This is a genomic window from Lachnospira eligens (assembly GCF_009680455.1).
Classification (GTDB): Bacteria; Bacillota; Clostridia; order Lachnospirales; family Lachnospiraceae; genus Lachnospira; species Lachnospira eligens_A.
This window is the reverse complement of the sequence record NZ_WKRD01000003.1, coordinates 319,541-342,491: the sequence shown is the minus strand read 5'-3', so window position 1 is coordinate 342,491 and position 22,951 is coordinate 319,541. Positions and strand designations below refer to the sequence as shown.

The 22,951-nt window shown below is 36.5% G+C and carries 21 protein-coding genes; 10 read left to right on the top strand and 11 right to left on the bottom strand.

Annotated features, from left to right (window positions below; genetic code table 11):
- The first annotated feature begins 118 nt into the window (after nt 1–118).
- The 4 genes from GKE48_RS05570 (at nt 119) to GKE48_RS05555 (ending at nt 4,395) form a co-directional block, all read left to right on the top strand.
- On the top strand, nt 119–487 hold the full coding sequence (locus tag GKE48_RS05570) for a hypothetical protein (protein ID WP_154300608.1): 369 nt from the start codon (nt 119–121) through the stop codon (nt 485–487).
- On the top strand, nt 400–1,335 hold the full coding sequence (locus GKE48_RS05565; RefSeq protein WP_330375578.1) for an IS3 family transposase: 936 nt from the start codon (nt 400–402) through the stop codon (nt 1,333–1,335). The genes GKE48_RS05570 and GKE48_RS05565 overlap by 88 nt, the downstream gene beginning before the upstream one ends.
- Nucleotides 1,336–1,689: 354 nt before the next feature.
- Nucleotides 1,690–3,000: an O-acetylhomoserine aminocarboxypropyltransferase/cysteine synthase family protein gene (locus GKE48_RS05560; RefSeq protein WP_154300607.1), complete on the top strand. Its 1,311-nt coding sequence runs from the start codon at nt 1,690–1,692 to the stop codon at nt 2,998–3,000.
- Nucleotides 3,001–3,087: 87 nt separating this feature from the next.
- On the top strand, nt 3,088–4,395 hold the full coding sequence (locus tag GKE48_RS05555; protein WP_154300606.1) for a response regulator: 1,308 nt from the start codon (nt 3,088–3,090) through the stop codon (nt 4,393–4,395).
- Between the two features lie 46 nt (nt 4,396–4,441).
- Here GKE48_RS05555 and GKE48_RS05550 read toward each other — a convergent pair whose 3' ends face one another.
- Genes GKE48_RS05550 through alr form a run of 4 tightly spaced genes read right to left on the bottom strand, consistent with a single transcriptional unit; the run spans nt 4,442 to nt 8,059 of the window.
- Complete coding sequence (locus GKE48_RS05550; RefSeq protein WP_022098083.1) at nt 4,442–4,672, bottom strand: hypothetical protein; 231 nt, start codon at nt 4,670–4,672, stop codon at nt 4,442–4,444.
- A gap of 17 nt (nt 4,673–4,689) precedes the next feature.
- Complete coding sequence (gene gltS, locus GKE48_RS05545) at nt 4,690–5,883, bottom strand: sodium/glutamate symporter (protein WP_154300605.1); 1,194 nt, start codon at nt 5,881–5,883, stop codon at nt 4,690–4,692.
- 42 nt (nt 5,884–5,925) lie between these two features.
- On the bottom strand, nt 5,926–6,885 hold the full coding sequence (locus tag GKE48_RS05540) for a TAXI family TRAP transporter solute-binding subunit (RefSeq protein WP_154300604.1): 960 nt from the start codon (nt 6,883–6,885) through the stop codon (nt 5,926–5,928).
- Between the two features lie 4 nt (nt 6,886–6,889).
- A complete protein-coding gene (gene alr, locus GKE48_RS05535; protein WP_012740648.1) occupies nt 6,890–8,059 on the bottom strand; it encodes an alanine racemase in 1,170 nt (389 codons plus the stop codon).
- A gap of 145 nt (nt 8,060–8,204) precedes the next feature.
- Here alr and GKE48_RS14760 point away from each other — a divergent pair, with 145 nt between their 5' ends.
- The 6 genes from GKE48_RS14760 to GKE48_RS05505 all read left to right on the top strand — a co-directional run bounded on the left by GKE48_RS14760 (nt 8,205) and on the right by GKE48_RS05505 (nt 14,668).
- Nucleotides 8,205–9,335 carry a hypothetical protein gene (locus GKE48_RS14760; protein WP_243138446.1) on the top strand — a complete coding sequence of 377 codons (1,131 nt, stop codon included), beginning with the start codon at nt 8,205–8,207 and terminating at the stop codon, nt 9,333–9,335.
- 24 nt (nt 9,336–9,359) lie between these two features.
- Entirely contained in the window at nt 9,360–10,031 is a 672-nt protein-coding gene (locus GKE48_RS05525) for a response regulator transcription factor (protein ID WP_022098086.1), read from the top strand.
- A 17-nt stretch (nt 10,032–10,048) separates the two neighbouring features.
- The gene (locus tag GKE48_RS05520) at nt 10,049–11,263 is read left to right on the top strand and encodes a sensor histidine kinase (protein ID WP_022098087.1); all 1,215 of its coding nucleotides are present in this window, start codon (nt 10,049–10,051) and stop codon (nt 11,261–11,263) included.
- 99 nt (nt 11,264–11,362) lie between these two features.
- On the top strand, nt 11,363–12,520 hold the full coding sequence (locus tag GKE48_RS05515) for a rhomboid family intramembrane serine protease (protein ID WP_022098088.1): 1,158 nt from the start codon (nt 11,363–11,365) through the stop codon (nt 12,518–12,520).
- 12 nt (nt 12,521–12,532) lie between these two features.
- Nucleotides 12,533–14,056 (top strand): GH25 family lysozyme, encoded by a 1,524-nt coding sequence (locus tag GKE48_RS05510; protein ID WP_022098089.1) that lies wholly within the window; start codon nt 12,533–12,535, stop codon nt 14,054–14,056.
- A gap of 24 nt (nt 14,057–14,080) precedes the next feature.
- Complete coding sequence (locus GKE48_RS05505) at nt 14,081–14,668, top strand: ATP-binding cassette domain-containing protein (protein ID WP_330583096.1); 588 nt, start codon at nt 14,081–14,083, stop codon at nt 14,666–14,668.
- Nucleotides 14,669–14,724: 56 nt separating this feature from the next.
- On the opposite strand, the gene GKE48_RS05500 is transcribed toward GKE48_RS05505, so the two are convergent.
- The 7 genes from GKE48_RS05500 to GKE48_RS05470 all read right to left on the bottom strand — a co-directional run bounded on the left by GKE48_RS05500 (nt 14,725) and on the right by GKE48_RS05470 (nt 22,880).
- Nucleotides 14,725–16,095 carry an NAD(P)/FAD-dependent oxidoreductase gene (locus GKE48_RS05500; RefSeq protein WP_055214231.1) on the bottom strand — a complete coding sequence of 457 codons (1,371 nt, stop codon included), beginning with the start codon at nt 16,093–16,095 and terminating at the stop codon, nt 14,725–14,727.
- A gap of 254 nt (nt 16,096–16,349) precedes the next feature.
- Nucleotides 16,350–17,153, bottom strand: coding sequence for a hypothetical protein (locus GKE48_RS05495; RefSeq protein WP_330583095.1), 804 nt, complete (start codon nt 17,151–17,153; stop codon nt 16,350–16,352).
- Nucleotides 17,154–17,171: 18 nt separating this feature from the next.
- A complete protein-coding gene (locus GKE48_RS05490) occupies nt 17,172–17,951 on the bottom strand; it encodes a DUF6033 family protein (protein ID WP_154300603.1) in 780 nt (259 codons plus the stop codon).
- Nucleotides 17,952–18,076: 125 nt separating this feature from the next.
- The gene (locus GKE48_RS05485) at nt 18,077–18,766 is read right to left on the bottom strand and encodes a TMEM165/GDT1 family protein (RefSeq protein ID WP_055214236.1); all 690 of its coding nucleotides are present in this window, start codon (nt 18,764–18,766) and stop codon (nt 18,077–18,079) included.
- A gap of 16 nt (nt 18,767–18,782) precedes the next feature.
- On the bottom strand, nt 18,783–19,784 hold the full coding sequence (locus tag GKE48_RS05480; RefSeq protein ID WP_022098099.1) for a calcium/sodium antiporter: 1,002 nt from the start codon (nt 19,782–19,784) through the stop codon (nt 18,783–18,785).
- A gap of 283 nt (nt 19,785–20,067) precedes the next feature.
- The gene (locus GKE48_RS05475) at nt 20,068–21,555 is read right to left on the bottom strand and encodes a DUF1846 domain-containing protein (protein WP_154300602.1); all 1,488 of its coding nucleotides are present in this window, start codon (nt 21,553–21,555) and stop codon (nt 20,068–20,070) included.
- Between the two features lie 35 nt (nt 21,556–21,590).
- The gene (locus GKE48_RS05470) at nt 21,591–22,880 is read right to left on the bottom strand and encodes an amidohydrolase family protein (RefSeq protein ID WP_330583094.1); all 1,290 of its coding nucleotides are present in this window, start codon (nt 22,878–22,880) and stop codon (nt 21,591–21,593) included.
- Nucleotides 22,881–22,951: the final 71 nt, after the last annotated feature.

The following is a 22,951-nucleotide window of genomic DNA, read 5'->3' as shown; positions in this document are numbered from 1 at the left end:
TGAAGTGGTAATCTAAAAGTAGACACCAACCCAATTATTGTAGACATTATTTATATATAAGAGTACCATTTTTTATAAGTTAGTCACTTATACAATAATGGAATCATGGAGGTGTCACATGAAGCACAGTTTAGAAGAAAGAATGGATATAGGACGACGTATGTATTTACACGAGATTACTTATAAAGAGGCTATGGAGATTTATGATCTTAGTGAATCCTGTGCACATAAATACATGACAGATTATAAGAAAGCACAAGGAATTCCTCTTGCTAATACAGTGCCTAAAATGAAAAATTCAGCAGTCTTAAAATCATTGTCTTCACCTGACATTGATACATATATGGCTATGTCCAAAGAAGAATTAATAAATGAACTTATTATAGCTAAAGCGAATGAATTAAGGGCAAAAAAAGGATACGAAGTGAAAGGAGCTGGTGCAAACAAGGAGTACAGTATTTTAAACAACAAGAATACGAAATCATAATGGAAATGTCATCTCAATTTCCTGTTAAGCATCTATGTGATGTTCTGGATATTAACAGAAGTGGATTTTATAAATGGAAAAAACGTTTAGAAAAACCTTCTGACAAATTAAAAACTTTAGTATCCAATCTTATATTATTTAAGGAATATCATAGTAAATATCCATCACATGGATATAGATGGTTAAATGCAAAAATTCGTCTGGATACAGGACTTATGGTATCAGATCAGTATGCTCATAAGCTATGTAAAACAGCGGGCATAGCAAGTGTTTCCAAGCATTATCGATACAAAAAGCCAGGAGATCCTTATCGCATTTATCCAAATCTTCTACTGACAGGATTAGATATAACAGGACCTTTACAGTGTGTTGTAAGTGATATGACCGCATTTCATTTAAAAGGAAGTTATTATGAACTAACACTTTTTATGGATTTATGGAACAATGAAATACTTTCATATTCACTTTCATCACGAAAAGGTGATCGTATGACATATATTCACGGGTTAGAAGGATTAATTGAACTTAAGAAGAAAAATCCAGATCTTGAAATGGTGTTACATACTGATCAAGGATCTGTATATTCTTCAAAAAGTTTCAATGAATTATTGCCACTATATAACATAGTTCATTCAATGTCTCGAGCTGGTACTCCAACAGATAACGCTGCCATGGAAGCAATCAATGGTTGGATCAAAGCAGAGATATTTAATGATTTCCATCTTACAAGTAATGAAAATATAACATATGAGGTGGAGAAATACATCAGATTCTTCAATGAAGAACGTCCGGCATACTCTCTGAATTATCTGACTCCAAAACAGTATAGGGAGTATTATGCTCATTAAATGATGTATAAAAATATAAAGTGATGTCTACTTTTTGTTGACTAGTGCATTTCTGCAGATAATCAAAGATTAATTCATGAAATAAAAGCCTACTATTTTATTATCTTATCAGAGTATAGTAGGTCTCCAGCAAAATTCATACAATAATACAGCCAATTCTAAAACACATCCCAATACACACTGCAAAACAAATCCAAATACACATCCCAAAGCACAACCAATACACATTTCCAAAATATTTTTAAAAAATATCATACAAACCTATTGACATAGTAGGGATAAGGGTTTATATTATCATCAACATCAAGAAAGCAATACATTTTTGAAATAAATTAAAAAGGATGGTAATTAATTATGGCAAAGAAATCTTACTCTGAAAGAAATTTAAAGTTTGAAACATTACAGCTTCATGTAGGACAGGAACAGCCTGATCCGGTAACAGATGCTAGAGCAGTACCTATTTACCTTACATCATCATATGTATTCCATAACAGCCAGCATGCTGCTGACAGATTTGGCCTTAAGGATGCAGGTAACATCTACGGACGTCTTACTAATCCAACAGAGGATGTATTTGAAAAAAGAATTGCAGCACTTGAAGGTGGTGTAGCAGCACTTGCTGTTGGTTCTGGTGCAGCAGCTTTAGCTTATGCTTTTCAGGCACTTGCTCATGCAGGAGACCACATCGTAGCAGCTAAGAATATCTACGGTGGAACATATAATCTTCTTGCACATACACTTCCAGATTACGGAATTGAAGCTACATTCGTAGATCCTTTTGATTATGATGCTATTGAAGCAGCAATCAAACCTAATACTAAGGCTGTTCAGATTGAAACACTTGGAAATCCTAATTCAGAAGTTGTTGATATCGAAAGAATTGCTAAGATTGCACATGCACACAACATTCCACTTGTTGTTGATAACACATTTGCGACACCTTACCTTGTAAGACCTATTGAATACGGTGCAGATATCGTTATCCATTCAGCTACTAAGTTCATCGGTGGACACGGTACAACACTTGGCGGTGTAATCGTTGATAGTGGTAAATTTGACTGGGTAGGGGCTGCTGATAAGTTCCCATGGCTTGTTGAGCCAAATGTATCATACCACGGTGTTAGCTTTGCAAAGGATACAGCACCTGCTACATTCGTTACATATATCAGAGCTATCCTTCTTCGTGATACAGGAGCTACAATTTCTCCAGTTCATTCATTCATCTTCCTTCAGGGACTTGAAACATTATCACTCAGAGTTGAGAGACATGTAGAGAACGCATTAAAGGTTGTTCAGTACTTAAAGGATCAGCCATTAGTTGAGAAGGTAAATCATCCTTCAATCTCTACTAACGAAGAACAGCAGGCTCTTTATAAAAAGTACTTCCCTAACGGCGGTGGTTCAATCTTTACATTTGAAATCAAGGGCGGTGCTGCTGAGGCACAGAAGTTCATTGATAACCTTGAGTTATTCTCACTTCTTGCTAATGTTGCCGATGTTAAGTCATTAGCAATCCACCCGGCAAGCACAACTCATTCAGAGTGCAACGAAGCTGAGCTTCTTGATCAGGGAATCAAGCCTAACACAATCAGACTTTCAATTGGTACAGAGAATATTGATGATATCATTGAAGATCTTGATGAAGCATTCAAGGCTTTACAATAATTTGTATCGACACATTCTTTACATATCCGACTAATGCTGATAAAATATATTTAATTAATAAATCGTGAATGTTTAGGAGGATATGTAATGTTTTGTCAATTATTTGGTAAATTTCTTATCGAAAAAGAGGTTATAGATAAGAATAAGTACAATTCTATAATGGAAAGGCTTGCAGAATCAAGAGCAAAGCTTGGTGTAATTGCTGTAGCTGATGGCATTATTACTGAGAAACAGGCGAATGAAATTAATCATTTACAGACAACTAAGGATGCAAGATTTGGTGAAATTGCTGTTGGAGAGGGTTATATTACTGAAGAGCAGTTAGATGTTCTTCTTAAAAAGCAGGGAAGCGCCTATGCAATATTCCTTTCTGTTCTTTCAGAAGCAGCAGATATATCGGTATCGAAGGTTGATGAGCTTCTTAAGGAATTCCAGAAGGAGCATGGTTTTACTGATGAGGATATGGATGGTCTTAAGAATGATGATTTAGAACAGATTGTTCCGATATTTGCCTTTTCATCAAAGTCATATGTAACTGATATATGCAGGCTTGCACTTTCTAATATAGAAAGATTTGTAACCTCTGATTTCTATATAGACAGAATTAAGCATATTTCACAACTTGAATACAGATGTCTTGCTGGTCAGAAATTAGAAGGTGACCTTGATATTATTGTTGGTTTTGCAAGTGTTGGTGAACAGACAGCTATAGTTGATATAGCTAATGGATTCTCTCATAGTAATATAGCTAATCTTGGAATAGAAGTGTACGATGCTATAGGTGAATTTACTAACTGTATAAGCGGATTATTTGCAACAGCACTTTCTAAGAAGGGCAGCATGTTGGAGATTACTCCACAGTTTGCTTATGAAAACCAGTTTGCCAAAGGAGATGCTTATGTACTCCCTATTCATATCCATGACAGTGAAGTTCTGCTTTTCATATCTGCCTCTGATGAAACCAAAGCTGGAGATATGCCTGTTGTAAGAAAGATTATGGCAAAAGCAGGTGGAGAAGTGACATTAGACAGCAAAGGAACAGTAGTTATCGTTGATGATTCTGGAATGTCAAGAAAGATTCTGCGTGATATTCTTGAAGAAGCCGGTTACGCTGTATTAGCTGAAGCAACTGACGGATTAGAGGGCGTACTTGCTTATAAGACATATTACCCTGATATAATTACACTTGATATTACAATGCCTAACATGGATGGAACAGAAGCTCTTAAAGAAATTAAGGCTTATGACTCTAATGCCAAAGTAATTATGATAACTGCTGCCGGACAGCAGCATAAAGTAATTGAAGCTCTTAAGCTTGGTGCCAAACGTTTTATTACCAAGCCATTTGATAAAGAAGAGATTCTTAAGAATATTGAAGAAGTTCTTGAGGGTTAATAAAAAATAATGGGATGATACCTTTAGTGATATCATCCCATTATTTTTATTTATTCTTTCTAAAATGCACTTCTGGAACTGCCAGACTGTCATATGTGACATGTGGCTTATCTCTATTATCATCCGGAACAATATCTGATGATATATCCGCATCATCTTCTTCACTTCCTGAATCTTTCTTGTGTATCTCAGGAATAGCAAGATTATCATACGACAGACTATAATCCTTTTCAGATGTATTCACTTTATTTTTTACCTTTTTGAATATATTAAACATATTTAACTCCTCTATAATTATAATATATTGATAAAAAAAGTTATAACCAGACTATTCAGGAAATCTGCAAAAAGACTTCCTATAAGTGGTATTAACAGATAAGCCTTAACTGATGGAACATATTTGTCACATACTGCCTGCATATTTGCCATGGCATTAGGCGTTGCTCCCATTCCAAATCCACATGTACCTGCAACAAGAACTGCTGCATCGTAATCTTTTCCCATAATATTGAATACAATAAAATATGTAAATAAAACAATAACAATTATCTGTGCACCAAGAAGTATAACAAGCGGAAGAGCTAGTGATGCAAGCTGCCATAACTTAAGTGTAATCATAGCCATTCCAAGAAATAATGATAAACTTATACCTCCAAGGTCGTTAATTTCTCCCATATGAATAACAAGCTTTCCATTTCCTGCATATTCTGCAATATTACGCATAAGCGCAGCTGCAATCATGGCCCCGATGTATATAGGAAAAGTGAGTCCTGTCTTCGTAAGAGCCCATGAAAAAATAGTTCCTATACCAATAGCAATAATAAGCTGGAATACGGCTGATGCATACATTCTGGAATGTCTTTCATGCTTCTTTTCGTCTTCAATAAGAAGACTGTCATCCTCTGGAATTGCTGTATCTAAAAGTTTTTTCTTCTCAATAAGTCTCTTGCCTAATGGTCCTCCTACAAGACTTCCAAATATAAGACCAAATGTAGCTGCAGCAGTACATATTGTCGTTGCACCCTTAACATTAAAATCTTCAAGTACCGGTCCAAATGCACCCGCAGTACCATGTCCGCCAACCATAGGTATTGAGCCTGTACACATTCCTATAAGTGAATCAAGCCCAATAATCTTAGATAAACCTACTGCAACACCATTCTGTATAAATATAAGTACTATAACTAATCCTAAAAATATCACCATAGACTTTCCGCCCTTTTTAAGTACTTTAAGATTAGCCTGAAATCCTACGGATGTAAAAAAGAATACCATGCATACTTCTTTAAGTGTGTCATCAAATGAAAACTCTAGTATATGAGTAACATAACATATACATGTAAATATAGCAAACAACAGTCCTCCTACAACAGGTGCCGGTATACAGAACCTTTCAAGGAATTTAATTTTCTTTCGTAAATAGCTGCCTAGAAGCAGTACAAGTACCGCAATAGACAGCGTCTGATACATATCTAACTGAACCTTCATTAAATTTCTCCATTCTTTATAGCATTAACCTGATATACAGAATTATTCTGTCAAAACATTGATGCCACGCTCTGTATAATAAGCTGCTGCACCTGAATGGAACGGAATATCTACTCCATCAGCCGCCGTATTTATATCAAATGAAATATCAAGAGATGTAGCATACTTAAAATCATCAGCATGCTCATATATTGTCTTAGTCACATTCTTAATAACATCGTCTGAGAGTGACTGCTTTGCAATCAGAACTGCCTTAACACCAATAGTTGTCACATCAGAATCCTGACCATTATAAGTTCCTGCCGGAATAGTATGTTTTTCACAGAGTGAATACGCTGATAACATCTTGTCTATGCATTTGTCATCAAGACTTATAAGACGTATGTCACATTCTTTAGACAACTGTCCTATAACTTCTGTTCTTGTTCCTGCTGTACAGAAAAATGCATCAATTTCTCCAGCTTTAAGTTTTTCTGCCGCTTCTGTATAATCCATATTGACCTTATTAATAAGCTCATCAGTAATTCCACTCATTTTTAATATCTGTTCTGCATTCTTTTCGGTTCCTGACTCTGATGCACCGACACTTACAGTTTTATTAATCAGGTCATCAATACCTGTGATTCCAGAATCTTTCCTTACAACAATCTGGCAGCATTCTGTATAAAGGGAAGCAACCGCTTTGTAACCCTTCTGGTATTTTTTATCAGCAAATGTACCAGTTGCATTATATGCATCACTTAACAGATCTGCCTGGACAATAGCAAGGTCTATATACCCATCAGATATAAGCCTTAAATTAGCAACCGAACCAGCAGTAGTCTTTGTTTCAAATGTATATCCATCAATCTCTTTATCTGCCAGCTGTGTAAACGTGCTTGCAAATGAATAATACACTCCGCCTATATCTGCTGCACCAAATTTCAAATTCTTACTATGCCCGCTACATCCTGCCATCACAAACAATAAACAGGACATTAATACACATAATATTTTCTTCATTCATTTATCCTCTTAACAATAATTCTTTTTCATAAACTTTGCCATCCTTTATGTACATTCTAGGGACACGCTTACTTACTGCACATGTAAGCTCATAAGGAATTGTTCCTGCAAGCTGTGCCATATGCTCAATAGGATTAGCCTTACCAAATATCTCTACTTCACTACCAACGTCAACATTCATTTTATCTGTAAGATCAATCATGCACATATCCATACATATCTTGCCTCTCTGTGGAGCAGGACCTTCTTCTGTCATAAGCTCATATCTGTTAGAAAGACATCTGAAATATCCATCAGCATATCCATAAGGAACAACTCCCATTCTTGTCTTTCTGTCAGTCTTGTATATTCCTCCATAGCTTATTGCTGTTCCGGCAGGGTAAGTCTTGATTGTGCTTACTGTTGTCTTAAGTGACATAACAGGCTTAAGTCCAAGTTCCTGTGCAAAATCTCCATATCCATAGAGCAGAAGTCCTGGTCTTACCATGTCAAGCCATGTTTCAGGATATCTTGCAACAGCACCTGTATTGGCACAGTGTCTTATCTTGAATTTCTTTCCAAGTTTTTTCTCAACTTCATCAATCACACTGGTAAACAATTCAAACTGATGCTTAGTATAGCTTTCATATTCTTCTCCAAATTCATCAGATACTGCAAAATGTGTGAATATTCCCTCAGCATCAAGACCTGGAAGAGTACAGCCTTCACATATTCCTTCAACACCACTTTCAAAATAATCTCCGTCACACAGATATCCAAGTCTTGACATTCCTGTATCAACTTTAATATGAATCTTTAATGTACCACCACATTTAACAGCTTCCTCACTGTATTCAAGTGCCTTAGCCCTGCATGTTACAGCCTGTGTTATATTATTCTTAATAAGCTCAGATACTTCTTCCTTAGGTGTATGTCCAAGTATAAGAACCGGCATTGTAATACCATTGTGTCTTAATTCTACAGCTTCATCTATACTGCTTACTGCAAGATAATCTGCTCCGGACTCCTGTAAAAGTCTGCTTACCTGTACAGAACCATGTCCGTAAGCATCCGCTTTTACAACGCCTAAAAACTTAACATTTTCTCCAATTCTTTTCCGTAATGTTTCATAATTATGTGCAAGTGCATCCATATCTATTTCAGCCCATGTTCTTCTTAATGTTGAATCCATAATAATCTGCCTCCATTATCTAAACATATTTTAATATTTTACCATTTTATTGATGATTAGTGAATATTTTTTAAATTAATTTTAGGTTGATATTTTATATTAATGTCAGAACAAAGATAAAAGATATCAGATTGGAGAAATTCATATGAAAAAGAACCTTTTTGCTTTATTAAATATATGTACTATATTATTAAGCCTGTTCTTAACAGGATGTTCTGGAAAAGAATCTAAGATAACATTAAACAGCTCTCAGCCCGAATGCATTTTATCTAATAACAATAATATTGTTCTTGAGTCTTACACTAATGAATCAGTATTAGATGATGAAATCCCTGAACGCAGCATAACATGCTGGGGTGATAGTATGATGCAGGGAGCTGGATGTAACGAAGCATATATATACTCTGATAATGGTATTGAAGACATATCTTACTTTACAACTCCATCTGCTCTGCAATATTTTACATCAATCAATACCTACAACTTTGGTGTAGGTGGTGAGAATTCATATCAGATTTCTTTACGTGCGGGCGGAATTCCAATATACACTGACCGTGATATCTATATAACCGACCACTCATTAGCTTATGTAAAATTTGTTGATGAAAATGAAGAAACAATCACTATGGATGACTACAGCGGATATGGATATGAAGATAACACATATCCAGACACAGTATATATTAATGATGTTTTATGTTGTGTCGAAAGAGCTGATGAAGGCTTATATATTTCTATATGTTCTGATGCAGACTTTGATTCTGTAACTGAAATGTATATTAACGCATGGACAAGGGTTATTCCTAAAGCAGCTTATGACCATCGCAATGATATTCTTATTCTTGAGATGGGAAGTAATGGTGGCTGGGAGAATGATTATGATGAACTTATAAAACAATATCAGAATATAATTGATAACAGCTATTATGCTGATTATATAATTGTTGGTGATACTGATAATCCGGGAGAATCAGCTGACATATATCAGGATGTATACGATAATAATGGTAATTATGCAGGACTTCATGCAACATTATGGGAACAAGCTCTGTATGATGCATTTGGAGAACATTTCCTTAACACAAGACTTTATCTTATGGAAAATGCACTATCTGACTGTGGACTTACTCCAACCGAAAATGATATAATTGATATACAGACAGGCAATCTTCCTGAACAGATTCGTGCTGATTTCACACATTTTAACTCTTATGGATATTATTCCAAAGCCAAAGCTATATACTTAAAGGGTATAGAACTTGGCTACTGGAATTAATATTATTCGACTGGAGGATTATATATGAGAATATTATTAGTTGAAGATGACCGCTCATTATCAAGGGCAGTTTCAACTATATTACAGAAGAATAATTATTCTGTTGACTGCGTTGAAAATGGTCAGATGGCCCTTGATTATCTAGAAAAAGATATATATGATGCTGTAATTATGGATATTATGATGCCGGTAATGGATGGAATTACAGCTTTAAAGAATTTAAGAAAACGCGGCAGCAACATTCCGGTTCTTATGCTTACTGCAAAGACTGAAATAGATGATAAAGTAGAAGGGCTTGATAATGGTGCTAACGATTATCTTACCAAACCATTTGACACAAGGGAACTGCTTGCAAGAATCCGTGTACTTACACGCTCTGAAAAACAACAAGATAATGTTATTACACTTGGAAATATTTCGCTCAACACAACTACATGTGAATTATCTTCTCCTTCAGGTTCATTTCTTCTTACTAATAAGGAATATCAGATGATGCTAATGTTCATGAATAATAAAACTCAGGTTATTTCGGCAGAACATTTTATGGAGAAAATCTGGGACAGTGAATCTGATTCTGATATCAGCACCGTATGGACTTATATATCTTATCTCAGGAGAAAACTTGAAGCTTTAAAGTCTGATTATTCTATTGCTACAAGAAGAAATATGGGATATTATTTAAAAAATAACAACTAATATAAAGAAGGTATATAATGTCAAAAAATAATAAAGCATCTAATTATAATGAGAAAATGCTTACCCGCTTAAGAATACAATTTATTGTTCTTTCAATGGCAGTTGTAATAATTATGCAGGGATTTATAGTATATACAAGTGTCAGAAACACATACAATAAGATGGTCGCTAAATCCGACCATCTTGTTTCGTCTATATATATTAATATTTTAGATAAGAAGCCAATTAAAGCAGATGCCAGGTATTTCTATATTACATTTGGTAAAGATAACCGCCCCAGAACCATTAATATCGATAACATATCTGATATTTCTGAAGATGAGGCTTTGGCAATATATTATGAGGCATATGAGACAGGCGAACTTGATGGATTTTACAATGGTTACAGATATTGCATATATGAAAAAGAGAAACGTACAATTGCTGTATTCGTACTTCGAAGTAATATGATAGATGATGTTAAGAAAACAGCTGTTTCGCTTATAGAATCATCATGTGCAGGTATTGCGGTTATGCTCCTGATTCTTATATTTACTTCAAAGCTTATCGTCATGCCTATTGCAAAAGCACACCGCAAGCAGAAAGAATTCATAACATCTGCAAGTCATGAGCTTAAGACTCCGATTACAGTAATAAGAGCTGATGCTGATATATTACAGATGGATAATCCTGATAATGAATGGATTGAAGATATAAAGAAACAGGCAGAAAATCTTACAGCTATGACTAACAGTCTTGTATCACTTGCAAGAATGGATGAGCGCAACGGTCATATAAAACGTGTGGTTTTTCCTGTTTCTGACCTTGCAGAAGAAGCTGTGCACTCTTATAATGCACTTGCACTTGATTCAGGTAAACATTTTACTTACGATATTACACCTGACCTTACATGCTGCGGTGACGCATCATCAGTACGGCAGCTATTTACAATTCTTCTTGATAACGCATTTAAATATTCATCAGGTAAAGGTAACATAGACTTTAAATTATATTCTTCAGGAAGCTATATTGTTTTAATCGTAAGCAATGATGTTGATAATATTGATAAGAATCTTACTGACAGAATGTTTGACAGATTCTACAGGGCTGATTCAACATCTGCTAAGATAACCGGATATGGTCTTGGTCTTTCAATTGCAAAGGCTATTGTTTCCGAGCATAACGGAAGTATTAAAGCCAAAATGGATGGTTCTCAAAGAATTATTATTAAAGCACAGCTTCATATTAAATAACACATATTGACCCAATATGTTATAATGAAAAAGAATTTAGTGTAATGCTGAATTCTTTTTTTGTAGAGTGGAAAATTAACATGAGGGGAGAAATATTCTATGGAACCAGATTACAATAACAACTATCATAACAGCTATCAAAGCGAGTTTAAGCCCAATGGATTTGATGACCTTCATCTTGATGATGAAGTATACGAGATTAAATCTGACAGAATTAATCCTGAAGATTTTTATCAACACAGTCAAAAGAAACGATATTCAGAAGTCAGTCTTAGGAACATGCCTGTTGTGCTTATTATAATCCTTGCCAATCTACTTGCAGGCATTATGTGCATAATAGCAGGCAGTGATCATTTTGAAACAGGTGGACTTAATTACCAGTATATTCATAATAATAAAGAATATATAAGGCTTCTGACTTATATGTTTCTGCATGCTAATTTGCCACATTTTATTAATAATATGGTTGCTCTGTATCTGTTCGGTTCAAGACTTGAACCCCGTGTCGGTTCTCTTCGTACTGCAATTATATATTTCGGTTCAGGACTTGCATCAGGCCTTGTATCTGTATATGTATCACACCTTATCAATCCCGATGTAATCCGCTTTGCTGCAGGTGCATCAGGTGCAATATTCGGTGTAATGTGTGCAACACTTTTTACTAATTTCAGTTCAAAAACTGATTCCAATAAGACAACTGTAATCGTATCTATTGCGTTAATTGTTGTATATGCTCTTATATCTAATGGTGCAAATGTAGATATTCTCGGTCATCTCGGTGGTGGGATAGCAGGTGGTATTCTTGTGTTCATTCTGTACCATGACAGTTTAGATGGTGCATTTTCAGGAACAGTTTCAACACTTCTTGCTGTCATACTCACATTAATAATATGTTTTATTGGTGTGACACGCGCAGGCATTGGTACTAAAGCCAGCGCAATGCAAGATTCAAGAATCGATACAGTAAAAGAACAGCAGATATTTCAGGATGAATCTATAACCTTTGGTCAATGTCTGGATAACAAATGTACAGACCCCGAATGGACTATTTTCAGTTCTACTGATAATAAAAAGGTTGTAGAATTCAACGGTAAAGTAGTATATAATAACACTAATTCTTCATTGAAGATTCAATTCACATATGATGAATCCATTAGTTACTGGACAATTAACTATATGGGACTAAATGGTACTGCAATGGATAGTAATGGTGCAGCTCTGCTTCTTAATTATCTGTGCAGCGATTATTTAAATTAGGAGGCGATGTACATGTCTAAGCTGTTTAATTCTGATGACGATGATTTTGGATATCTTGATGATTCTATTCATATTAACTGGAAGAAATTACTGCCTGCAATCATAATTGTTGCAGCAGCAGTAATTGCATTAATAATTGTACTTATTGTTTCTTTCGGTCATAGAGGGAAAAAAGTACCTGCAAATGCATCTTCAACCGAAGAAACTTCGTCTGTCAGTGAAACAGATACCGACGGCAATAATACTTTAAGCGATAAAGATGAGAAAGAACAGGATCCGCAGTATTCCGACAATGATGGAGCGATGAATCAGTCAGCCGGTAATGGTGCTTCTGTAATTCTTTCTAACAGCACTAATGAAACATCAGATATAACTATTGGCGTAGACGTTTCTAAATTTCAGGGAACTATCGACTGGGCACAGGCTGCTTCATCAGGTGTTGATTTTGCAATGATAAGAGTTGGCTACAGAGCGCAGAAAACAGGTGTTATCTATGCTGACACCAATGCAAAATACAACATGCAGCAGGCTGCAGCCAACGGAATTAAAGTTGGTGTATACTTCTTCTCATCAGCAGTTAATGAAGCTGAAGCTATTGAAGAAGCAGACTGGGTTGCTGATTTCATAGCAGACTACAGTATAACTTACCCTGTAGCATTTGACTGTGAAGGCTTCAACACATCTGAAAGCAGGCAGAAGAGCATGACTAAGGCTGAAAGAACTGACGTAGCTGTTGCATTTTTACAGGAAATATATGATAAAGGCTATACACCTATGTTCTATGCCGCTTGCTCTGAACTTACCAATAACAGCCAGTGGAACATTGCAAGTCTTGAAAAATCATTTAAGATATGGGTTGCACAATATCCGTCAACGCCTTATCCAGAGACTCCATCCACATCATATACAGGAACATACAGCATGTGGCAGTATACTAATCAGGGCAGGGTAGCAGGAATTGGTACAAATGTTGATATTAACGTTGCTTATTTCGGTTATTCAGAAAGTAACGGCTCTCTAAGCGGTGAAACTGCAGCTGCCGCATCCCCAGATGTAGAAGCAGGCATGGTATTCACCTCTGTTAATGACACCGTTACTGCCAAAGATGAAGTAAGGCTTCGTGACAAGCCTAGTCAGGATACAGACGCAACAGTAATTGCAACACTTATCAATGGTGAAACAATTACACGGACTGGAACAAGCAGCAGTGGCTGGTCAAGACTTGTATACAATGGACAAACTGTATACGCTGTTACAAGTTACTTAACAACAGACCTTACACCTAAAGCAACAGAAAGTCCTGCAACCGGATTTAACACGAAATTCACAGACTGTAACGATACTGTAACTCCTAAGGAAGAGGTTAATCTTAGGAATAAGCCTAGTGTGACTGATGCAGATTCTGTTGTTGTTGCAACTGCTAAAAAAGGCGAGTTTTTTACGAGAACCGGTTATAATACAGAGGTTGGCTGGTCAAGGGTTGTATATAACGGTCAGACACTTTACTGTGTTACAAGCCTGCTTTCTATCCAATAAATTTAAAATGTCAGGAGAATTATTGTGAGTATTATAATCACTGATTTATGCAAAACCTTTGATGACAATGAAGTTCTTAAAAATGTTAATATTACCCTTAAAGATAATTCTATATACTGTCTTATGGGATCATCAGGTATAGGAAAAACTACACTTTTAAGAATTCTAATAGGACTCGAACGTGCTGATTCCGGCAGTGTATCCGGTATAGATACTAAAAGCATATCTTGTATGTTTCAGGAGGACAGGCTTATTCCTTACCTTTCTGCAATAGACAATGTCAGAATAGTGCTTCATGGAAAAAACAATAGGGATGAAATCCGTAATAATCTGTTATCAATTCTTCCAGATGATAGTCTTGATATTCCTGTAAGTTCATTATCCGGTGGAATGAAAAGAAGAGTTGCACTTGCAAGAGCATTATCATATCCCGGGAAACTTATAATACTTGATGAACCATTCACAGGTTTAGATAAGGATACTAAGTTAAATGTAATAGACTATATCTTAAAAATGCGTAATAACCGTACTTTGCTTATTGCAACTCATGGAACTGATGATGCCAATCTGTTAGGGGCTGAAATAATAAAGCTTAATAAAAATATTAATTAAACTATTAAAGGGAGACTGTCTTATGGCAATCTCCCTTATTAATTAATATTATGTGACTACATTTCTTCAATAATCTTTCTTGCAACATATACGCCACTGGCAGAAGCATGTGATAATGAATGTGTAACGCCGCTTCCGTCGCCAATTATGTATAAGCCCTTATATCTTGTCTCAAGATTGTTGTCAATCTCAACTTCCATGTTGTAGAACTTAACCTCAACGCCATACAGAAGTGTATCATCATTGGCAGTTCCCGGTGCAATCTTATCAAGTGCGTAAATCATCTCAATAATTCCATCAAGAATTCTCTTAGGAAGTACAAGACTTAAATCCCCCGGAGTAGCAGCAAGAGTAGGCTTTACAAGCCCCTCCTCAATTCGCTTTTCTGTACTTCTTCTTCCTCTCATAAGGTCGCCAAATCTCTGGACAATAACACCTCCACCAAGCATGTTGGAAAGTCTTGCAATACTTTCACCGTATCCGTTACTGTCCTTGAATGGCTCTGAAAAATGCTTTGCAACAAGAAGCGCAAAGTTGGTGTTCTCTGTCTGCTTCTCAGCACCTTCATAGCTGTGTCCGTTAACTGTTACAATACCATTAGTGTTCTCATTAACTACGATTCCATTAGGATTCATACAGAATGTTCTTACAAGATCTTCGAATTTCTCTGTTCTGTATACAATCTTGCTTTCGTACAACTCATCTGTAAGATGTGAAAATATAACAGCCGGAAGCTCAACTCGCACACCGATATCAACACGGTTAGACTTGGTTGGAATCTCAAGCTTCTGACAGACATTTTCAATCCATTTGCTTCCGCTTCGACCAACGGAAACAATACATTTGTCACAATCCATGTACTCATCCTTATAGAATACTCTGTAACCACCATCAATCACCTCAATATTGCTTACAGGAGTATTAAAGTAGAAGTCTATATGGTCCTTCATCTCATTGTACATATTTTCAAGAACAACATAGTTAATGTCTGTTCCAAGATGTCTTACTGACGCATCAAGGAGCTTTAACTTGTTCTGCATGCATAAAGTCTTGAACTTAGTGCCTGCTGTAGAATACATGTGAGTCTCTTCGCCACCATGTGATGTATTGATTGTATCAACATACTTCATCAGATTGATTGCCTGATCCCTGCCGATATACTCATAAAGAGTTCCGCCGAAATCATTAGTTATATTATATTTACCATCTGAAAATGCACCAGCACCACCAAATCCGTTCATAATCGCACATGTTGGACATTTAATACACGATTTAACCTTCTTGCCGTCTATAGGACATTTTCTCTTCTCTAATGTGTTGCCTTCTTCAAACACAGCCACTCTGGTTTCGGGTGACTTTTTCATAAGCTCGAACGCAGAAAAGATTCCGCCCGGTCCGGCTCCAATAATAATAACATCGTATTCCATACATTATCCTCCTCGGAGAAATTTCTTAGGATATTATATCATAGAATCGAGGGTTATGTGGTATAGTGTAAATATTAATTAGAGTATTTAGTATCACAAACAGAACCACGCAAACGGAGCGTTCTGAATCACTTCGTTAAACTATGCTTTAGCGAAGTGATTACCATGTGACAAAATATTTAATCCTTTTAATAATATCCACCCAGACATAACTATTCTTAGTCATATCTGAGTGGATTCCCTATCATACATAATTATACAATTATGTCAACATGCATGTCAGCCGCCTCAAAACCTTTCTTAAGCTTTCGGCTAACTTTCTTAATTTCTGTACTGTATTCTTTCTTGTGATTATCTTTTTCAGATGTTTTATCTGATATTTTTGTATCTACAGAATCTGCTTTATCTGGTATATTATCAGAAGCATCAGTAAGTTCAGTATCATCAGCTTTCTCGCTGTCTGTTATCTCATCTGATATATCATTATCTGCTGCATCCTGTTCTTTCTTTTCGTCATCAGTTGGCATACTCTGATAATCTGCGGATTTGACAAACTCAAGATGTGCAGCCTCAATGTTGTTAGTCTTTGCAAGTATTTCCTGGGCTTTCGCTAACTTGGCACTTTTAGGTATTGTCGGGTCATTGACGACACTGCTTAATGAACTCTCCAGTTCTCCAAGCTTCTGCAGCTTTACACGGTCAACCTCTTCCTTAGTCTTGCACTGTCTGAGTTTTTCCTTGTAGCTTTCTTTATCTTCTTTAGTTTCACGATATTTCTTTAAAGCAACAGGATCATTCTTTTCAAGATAAGATATTTCCTCAGGCGAAAGACTCCCACCTGACATAATCTTATTATCAATTTTCTGACGCTTCTGTGTTTCTCGATTATGTTCTAACTGGTCCTGAAAATCTGCAATCATAAACTGCTCGGATGTCCATGTAGAACGCTCGTTTAACTCCTGCTTAGATAAAACATTGCCAGATTCCTTTTTCTGCATCCATTTGTTGTTAAGCATCTGCAATTGTACGGTACTTGCTATTGTTCCTGATAATATCACTAGGCACACCCCCTGACATTATACAGAAAAGTCAACATTCTGACCCACATTCTTCTCCTGTGGAGTTTTTACTGTATCACTTAAGAAAAGCTGTTCCTGGTCTTTTATCTTTTCAAGAAGCTCTTCTATTGATGAAGCTGTCACTGTTACGGTCTCTGTATCGTCAGTATCATCGACATCCCCGGTCTCTTTACGTTTCTTTTCCAGCCGCTCCTCATTCTTTTTCTTTTCTGCCTTCTTCTGTGCTGTCTTCTTAGCTTCTTTCTTTTCTACAGCCTTCTTCTCAATGCGCTCCTTCTGTGCAGCACTTGACTTTTCAAGCACAGCAAAATATGATGCTGTACCATTATCATTAACCTGCATTCCAAAGCCCTTTACACTAGTTCCTGTTGCTGAAAGACTGCTTGCAAGCTGTGAGATTCCACTGGCAGCATTTGCAATAATTCCTTCATACTGTTTTCTGTAATTCTCATCAGAAGCCATTCTTTCAATTTTATTCTCATCAATAAGGACAACCATATTATTAGAATTAGCATAACCTGCAGCATTAGCCTTGGCATTCTCTTTCTGATCCTCACTTACAAGAATAAAGTTCATATTAGAGTACTTTTTCTTTAATTGTTCATAATATTTGCTTGCTTTCTCGCTTAACTTGGGATTGCCAATAGTCTGACCACTGACTTTCTTCTTTCCGCTTGTCTCATCGGTCTTAGTTGTCTCTGGCTTAGAATAAACAGCCGCTGTATCTGCATACGAACCGGCTATCTGGGAAAAATTCCCTGAAGATATACTACTCATAATTCATTCCTCCTTGAATGTAAATGTATTGGATAAAGTCATCCTTGACTTTTCTTAATATTATATCGGCATATTTACAAAAAAAATAATCGCATCACATAAAAAATGATACGATTACTTTCATTCTAATCATTCTTTTCCTTCTCTCTTCTTATAAAAAGACAGACACATATAACAACAAAAACAACAGTTGCAGCTATAAGTATTGGCCATACAGGAATCGGACAGACATATCTTCTTATAAGCTTAAGTCCCTGATAAAGTGTATATACACCGAATATCGAGAATATTGCGAATGCAAGTGTATTAAGCAGTCCGTCCGGAGTCTTGCTCTTTAACAGATATCCGACTAACATACCAAGAATGTCAGCCGCAAAAAGTCCAAGTGAACATCCTATCCATACAACAAGAGCTGCACTCATACCTTCATTAGCACCAAATGTTATGGCTGTAAGCTGTGTCTTATCACCAAGTTCTGCAATGAAAAATGTAAAGAAAACTGCAAGTGGTGCAAACTTAATCTTTGATTTGCCGCTGCCTTCTTCTTCGTCATCATCATCCCCTGCAATAGTTGATGCAGCAAAATAAAGAAATGCAAGTGCTGCAATAGTCTTTATAAGCCAGTCAGGAATAAATTCACTGACAAGCCCACCTGCTAAAACAGCAAGTCCGTTAAGTACAAGAATTGCTACAGCAGTTCCTGATATAATATCTCTTAACTTATATTTAGAAGTAAGAGCAATAAGCATGAGCTGGGTTTTATCGCCCATCTCAGCTATGAATTCAGTAAAAAACACTTTTAAAAACAACAGCATTTGTATGTTACCTCATTTATCTTATTATGATATAAACTGCATATATCACATAAAGTGCAACCATTGAAAAACCTTCGATTCTTCCGATTTTCTTCTTTGTTCCAGCAAATATCCATACACATATTGTAAATACAATAAGCACACACAAATCTATAATATTTTCTGTAATTATGCTGATTGGGCTGATTGCTGATGCAATACCAAGTACCATAAGTATGTTAAATACATTTGAACCAATCGCATTACCAAGTGCCATATCGACTTCGTTCTTTCTGGCTGCAACTATTGAAGTTACAAGCTCTGGAAGTGATGTTCCTATTGAAACTATTGTAAGCCCAATAAGTGTCTGGCTCATTCCGAGGTCACTCGCTATCCTTGAGGCAGCGTCTACGGTAATATCTCCGCCTACTGCAATCGCAGCTGCACCGCCAATAATAAACAGAATACTAAGCGGAACTGAAATCAACTTAATATCTTCATCAGAACCGCCCTCAATCTCGATTTTTTTGCCTTCTTTGCTTGCCTTTAGTGCAATCTTAATCATGTAAAAAATGTATCCTGCAAATGCACCGATAAATATTACACCATCAAAATGTCCAAGCATCATTCCTGACTTATCACCAACCCCAAGGATTCCTAAAATCAATAAAAGTCCTGCACAGATAAGTGAAAATGGGATATCTCTTTTTATTGTTTCTTTTGCAACATTTACTGTTGCAATCATTGCACACACGCCAATAACAACCATCAGGTTAAATATATTAGAACCGACTACATTACTTACTGCAAGCTCATTGTTGCCTGTAATTGATGCAGATACACTGACCGCCGTTTCTGGAAGCGATGTTCCCATTGCAACAATTGTAAGTCCAATAATAATAGATGGAACATGTAGTCTCTTTGCTACACTTGAGCTTCCTTCTACGAAAAAGTCTGCACCTTTAATAAGCAGAACAAAACCGATTATAAGACATACAAGTACAAGAGCAAATGGTGCATTGTTAATGAATTTTTCCATGTTTTCCTCCTTTTTTTCTCTCCATAATAAGTGTCGTCAGCTTAAAAACTCTGCCACTACTATATCCAACAGATAAAAAAAGACTCATGTATATCAACTACCTTCCGTGTACAACACTAACTGTTAATTGATATACATGAGTCTCATTATTTAAGATTTGCCAGATTATACTCTTTAATTATAATCAGAATGTTGACAAATCACACTTTCGCGCTAACTACTCCCTCATGGAATATTTAATTACTTGATAAATAATATCAAATGCCTGCATGTGTGTCAATAACTAATTCTTATGAAATCTCTTTTCTTCCTCATAAGCAGGCTCACATGTAAGATTCATGCCCAGTCTCTTAAATGTATCCTTGTCTACCGCTGAAAGAATAACTGTTGAATGAACATCACATGCATAAAGCTTAGGCATCTGCTTTAATGCCTTGTCAGCTAACGGATTGGCTACAACTGAAGATGAAAGTGCAATAAGAATTTCATCTGTATGAAGTCTTGGATTCCTGCTGCCAAGATAGTTAGTCTTTAAGGTCTGGATTGGACTGATTGACTCAGGTGATAGCAGGTCAACTGAATCATCTATTCCTGCAAGCTGCTTTAATGCATTAAGCAATGCTGATGACGCAGCACCTAACAGATCACCTGTTTTTCCAGTAACAATAGTTCCGTCTTCTAACTCAATTGCAACCGCCGGTTTATCACCGCTTTTTGCTGACTTTTCAAGTGCAGCATTAACAACAGGTCTTGAAGATGGTGTGATTCCTGCCTGATTCATTAAAAGCTCAATCTTATAAATTTCCTGACTGTTTACACCAGTTCTCTTCTGGTCGCATAAATATTTGTAATATCTTCTGATAATCTCCATATTAGAAGCATAACGGCATGCTTCATCATCAACAATACAGTTACCAGCCATATTAACACCCATATCTGTTGGTGACTTATATGGACTCTCACCGGCAATGAGCTCGAACATAGCATTAAGCACAGGGAATATCTCGATATCTCTGTTATAATTAACCGTTGTTTTACCATATGCTTCCAAATGGAAAGGATCAATCATATTAACATCATTAAGGTCTGCTGTCGCTGCCTCATAAGCAAGATTAACAGGGTGCTTAAGTGGAATATTCCAGATTGGGAATGTCTCAAACTTCGCATATCCAGCCTTAACACCATGCTTATATTCATGGTAAAGCTGTGAAAGACATGTAGCCATCTTTCCGCTTCCAGGACCAGGAGCAGTAACAACTACAAGTGGTCTGGTAGTCTTAATAAATTCATTCTTTCCGTAACCATCATCACTTACAATCTTGGCAACATCATTAGGATATCCGGCAATCTTGTAATGCTTGAAATTCTTAATTTCATGTGCATCTAACACCTTGATAAAATTATCAACCTCTGGCTGCTGGAAATACTTAGTGATGCAGACACTGCCTACAAAAAGTCCATATTCCGTAAATTCATCTATAAGTCTTAATACTTCCTGATCATATGTAATTCCGTAATCGCCACGAATCTTATTACTTGCAATATCTTCTGCACTTATTGCAATAACAACTTCAGCCTGCTCCTTTAACTGTAAAAGCATCTGAAGCTTTGAGTCCGGCTTAAATCCTGGAAGAACCCTTGAAGCATGATAATCATCGAACAGCTTTCCGCCAAACTCAAGATATAACTTATTGTCAAACTTGGCAATTCTCTCCTTAATATGCTCAGACTGCATTTTTAAATATTTGTCATTATCAAATCCTATCTTCATAATCTTATTCCTTTAAGTAAAATTCTTTAATAAAATTAACACAAATCACAAAATTTATCCAGTTCTTTAGTGACAATATTTTTCGTTTTGAACTTCGGATTATTGTATAATCTGCCTCGTGCCATGACTAAATCCACGTTACGAAGTGCCCTGAGATCATCTAACGGATTATTCTTAGTTACAATCAGGTCAGCACATTTACCGGCTTCAACAGAACCTGTATCATCACCAATCCCTGCCATTACTGCACTGTTAAGCGTAGCTGTGTATAATGCAAATGCATTGCTTACACCTACATATTTGTGGAAATAATAAAGCTCTCTCCAGAAATCATACTGTGTAATCCATGGACAGCCAACATCATTACCAAGTACGACCGGAATGTCGTTGGCAATTGCTGCCTTGGCACATTCCTTTATTCCCTCAAACACGATATTGCCATTGTACTGCTCAACCTCTGACGCATTAGATACGCTTCTGTCAAAAAGAGCATATGGCAGTGCAGGTGATAATGTTGTGCATAAAAATGCATTATTCTCCTTAAACAAATGTATTATCTCATCATCAGGCTTTGCTCCATGCTCTATTGAATCAACACCATTTTCAAGTGCAACCCTTACACCCTCTGGCGACTCTACATGTGCAGCAACATTGTATCCAAGTGCATGTGCCTTATCACATACAGCCTTAACCATCTCAGGTTTCATCTTAAGCTCACCAGGAACACCCTTAGCCTTTGCGTCGAGTACGCCGCCTGTAATCATAAGCTTAATAAGGTCAACATTCTGGCTTTTTGCAATATCAACCTGAACAAGTGCTTCATCTATATTGTTAGCAGCTACCGCAACCGAACCAGCCATATGTCCACCCGGCACAGAAATTCCTTCATTAGCTGCAAGTATTCTTGGTCCGTCAGCCTTGCCATTTCTGATATCATCCCTTACTCTTGTATCAAAATCCGCCAGGCCACCGACAGTTCTTATAGTAGTAACACCACTCATAAGCTCTGTCTTTGCAAAATCCTTTACGACCTTATATGTCACAGCCCTTGAAAGTGCTGTTCCCATAAGCAGCTTAACAGTCTTTTCATTATCTCTCTGCTTTTTCTGTGGCTTTCCATTGCCTGCAAGATGAACATGCATATTAATAAGCCCCGGCATAAGGTATTTACCCTCAAGATTAATCTCCTTAAAGCCGTCTGGTACAGTGTTACCCTTCACAATACCAGTAATCTTGTCATCTTCAACAAGCACAGAATGACCATCCAAAACTTTCATATCCTTAGTTCCATCAAGGATATGTCCATTAGTAAAAATGTATTTCATAACCATCCGCTCCTTGCTTTTAGCATAATCTTAGATTATTTTACCACATTTTCACCAGTAATGTCACATGA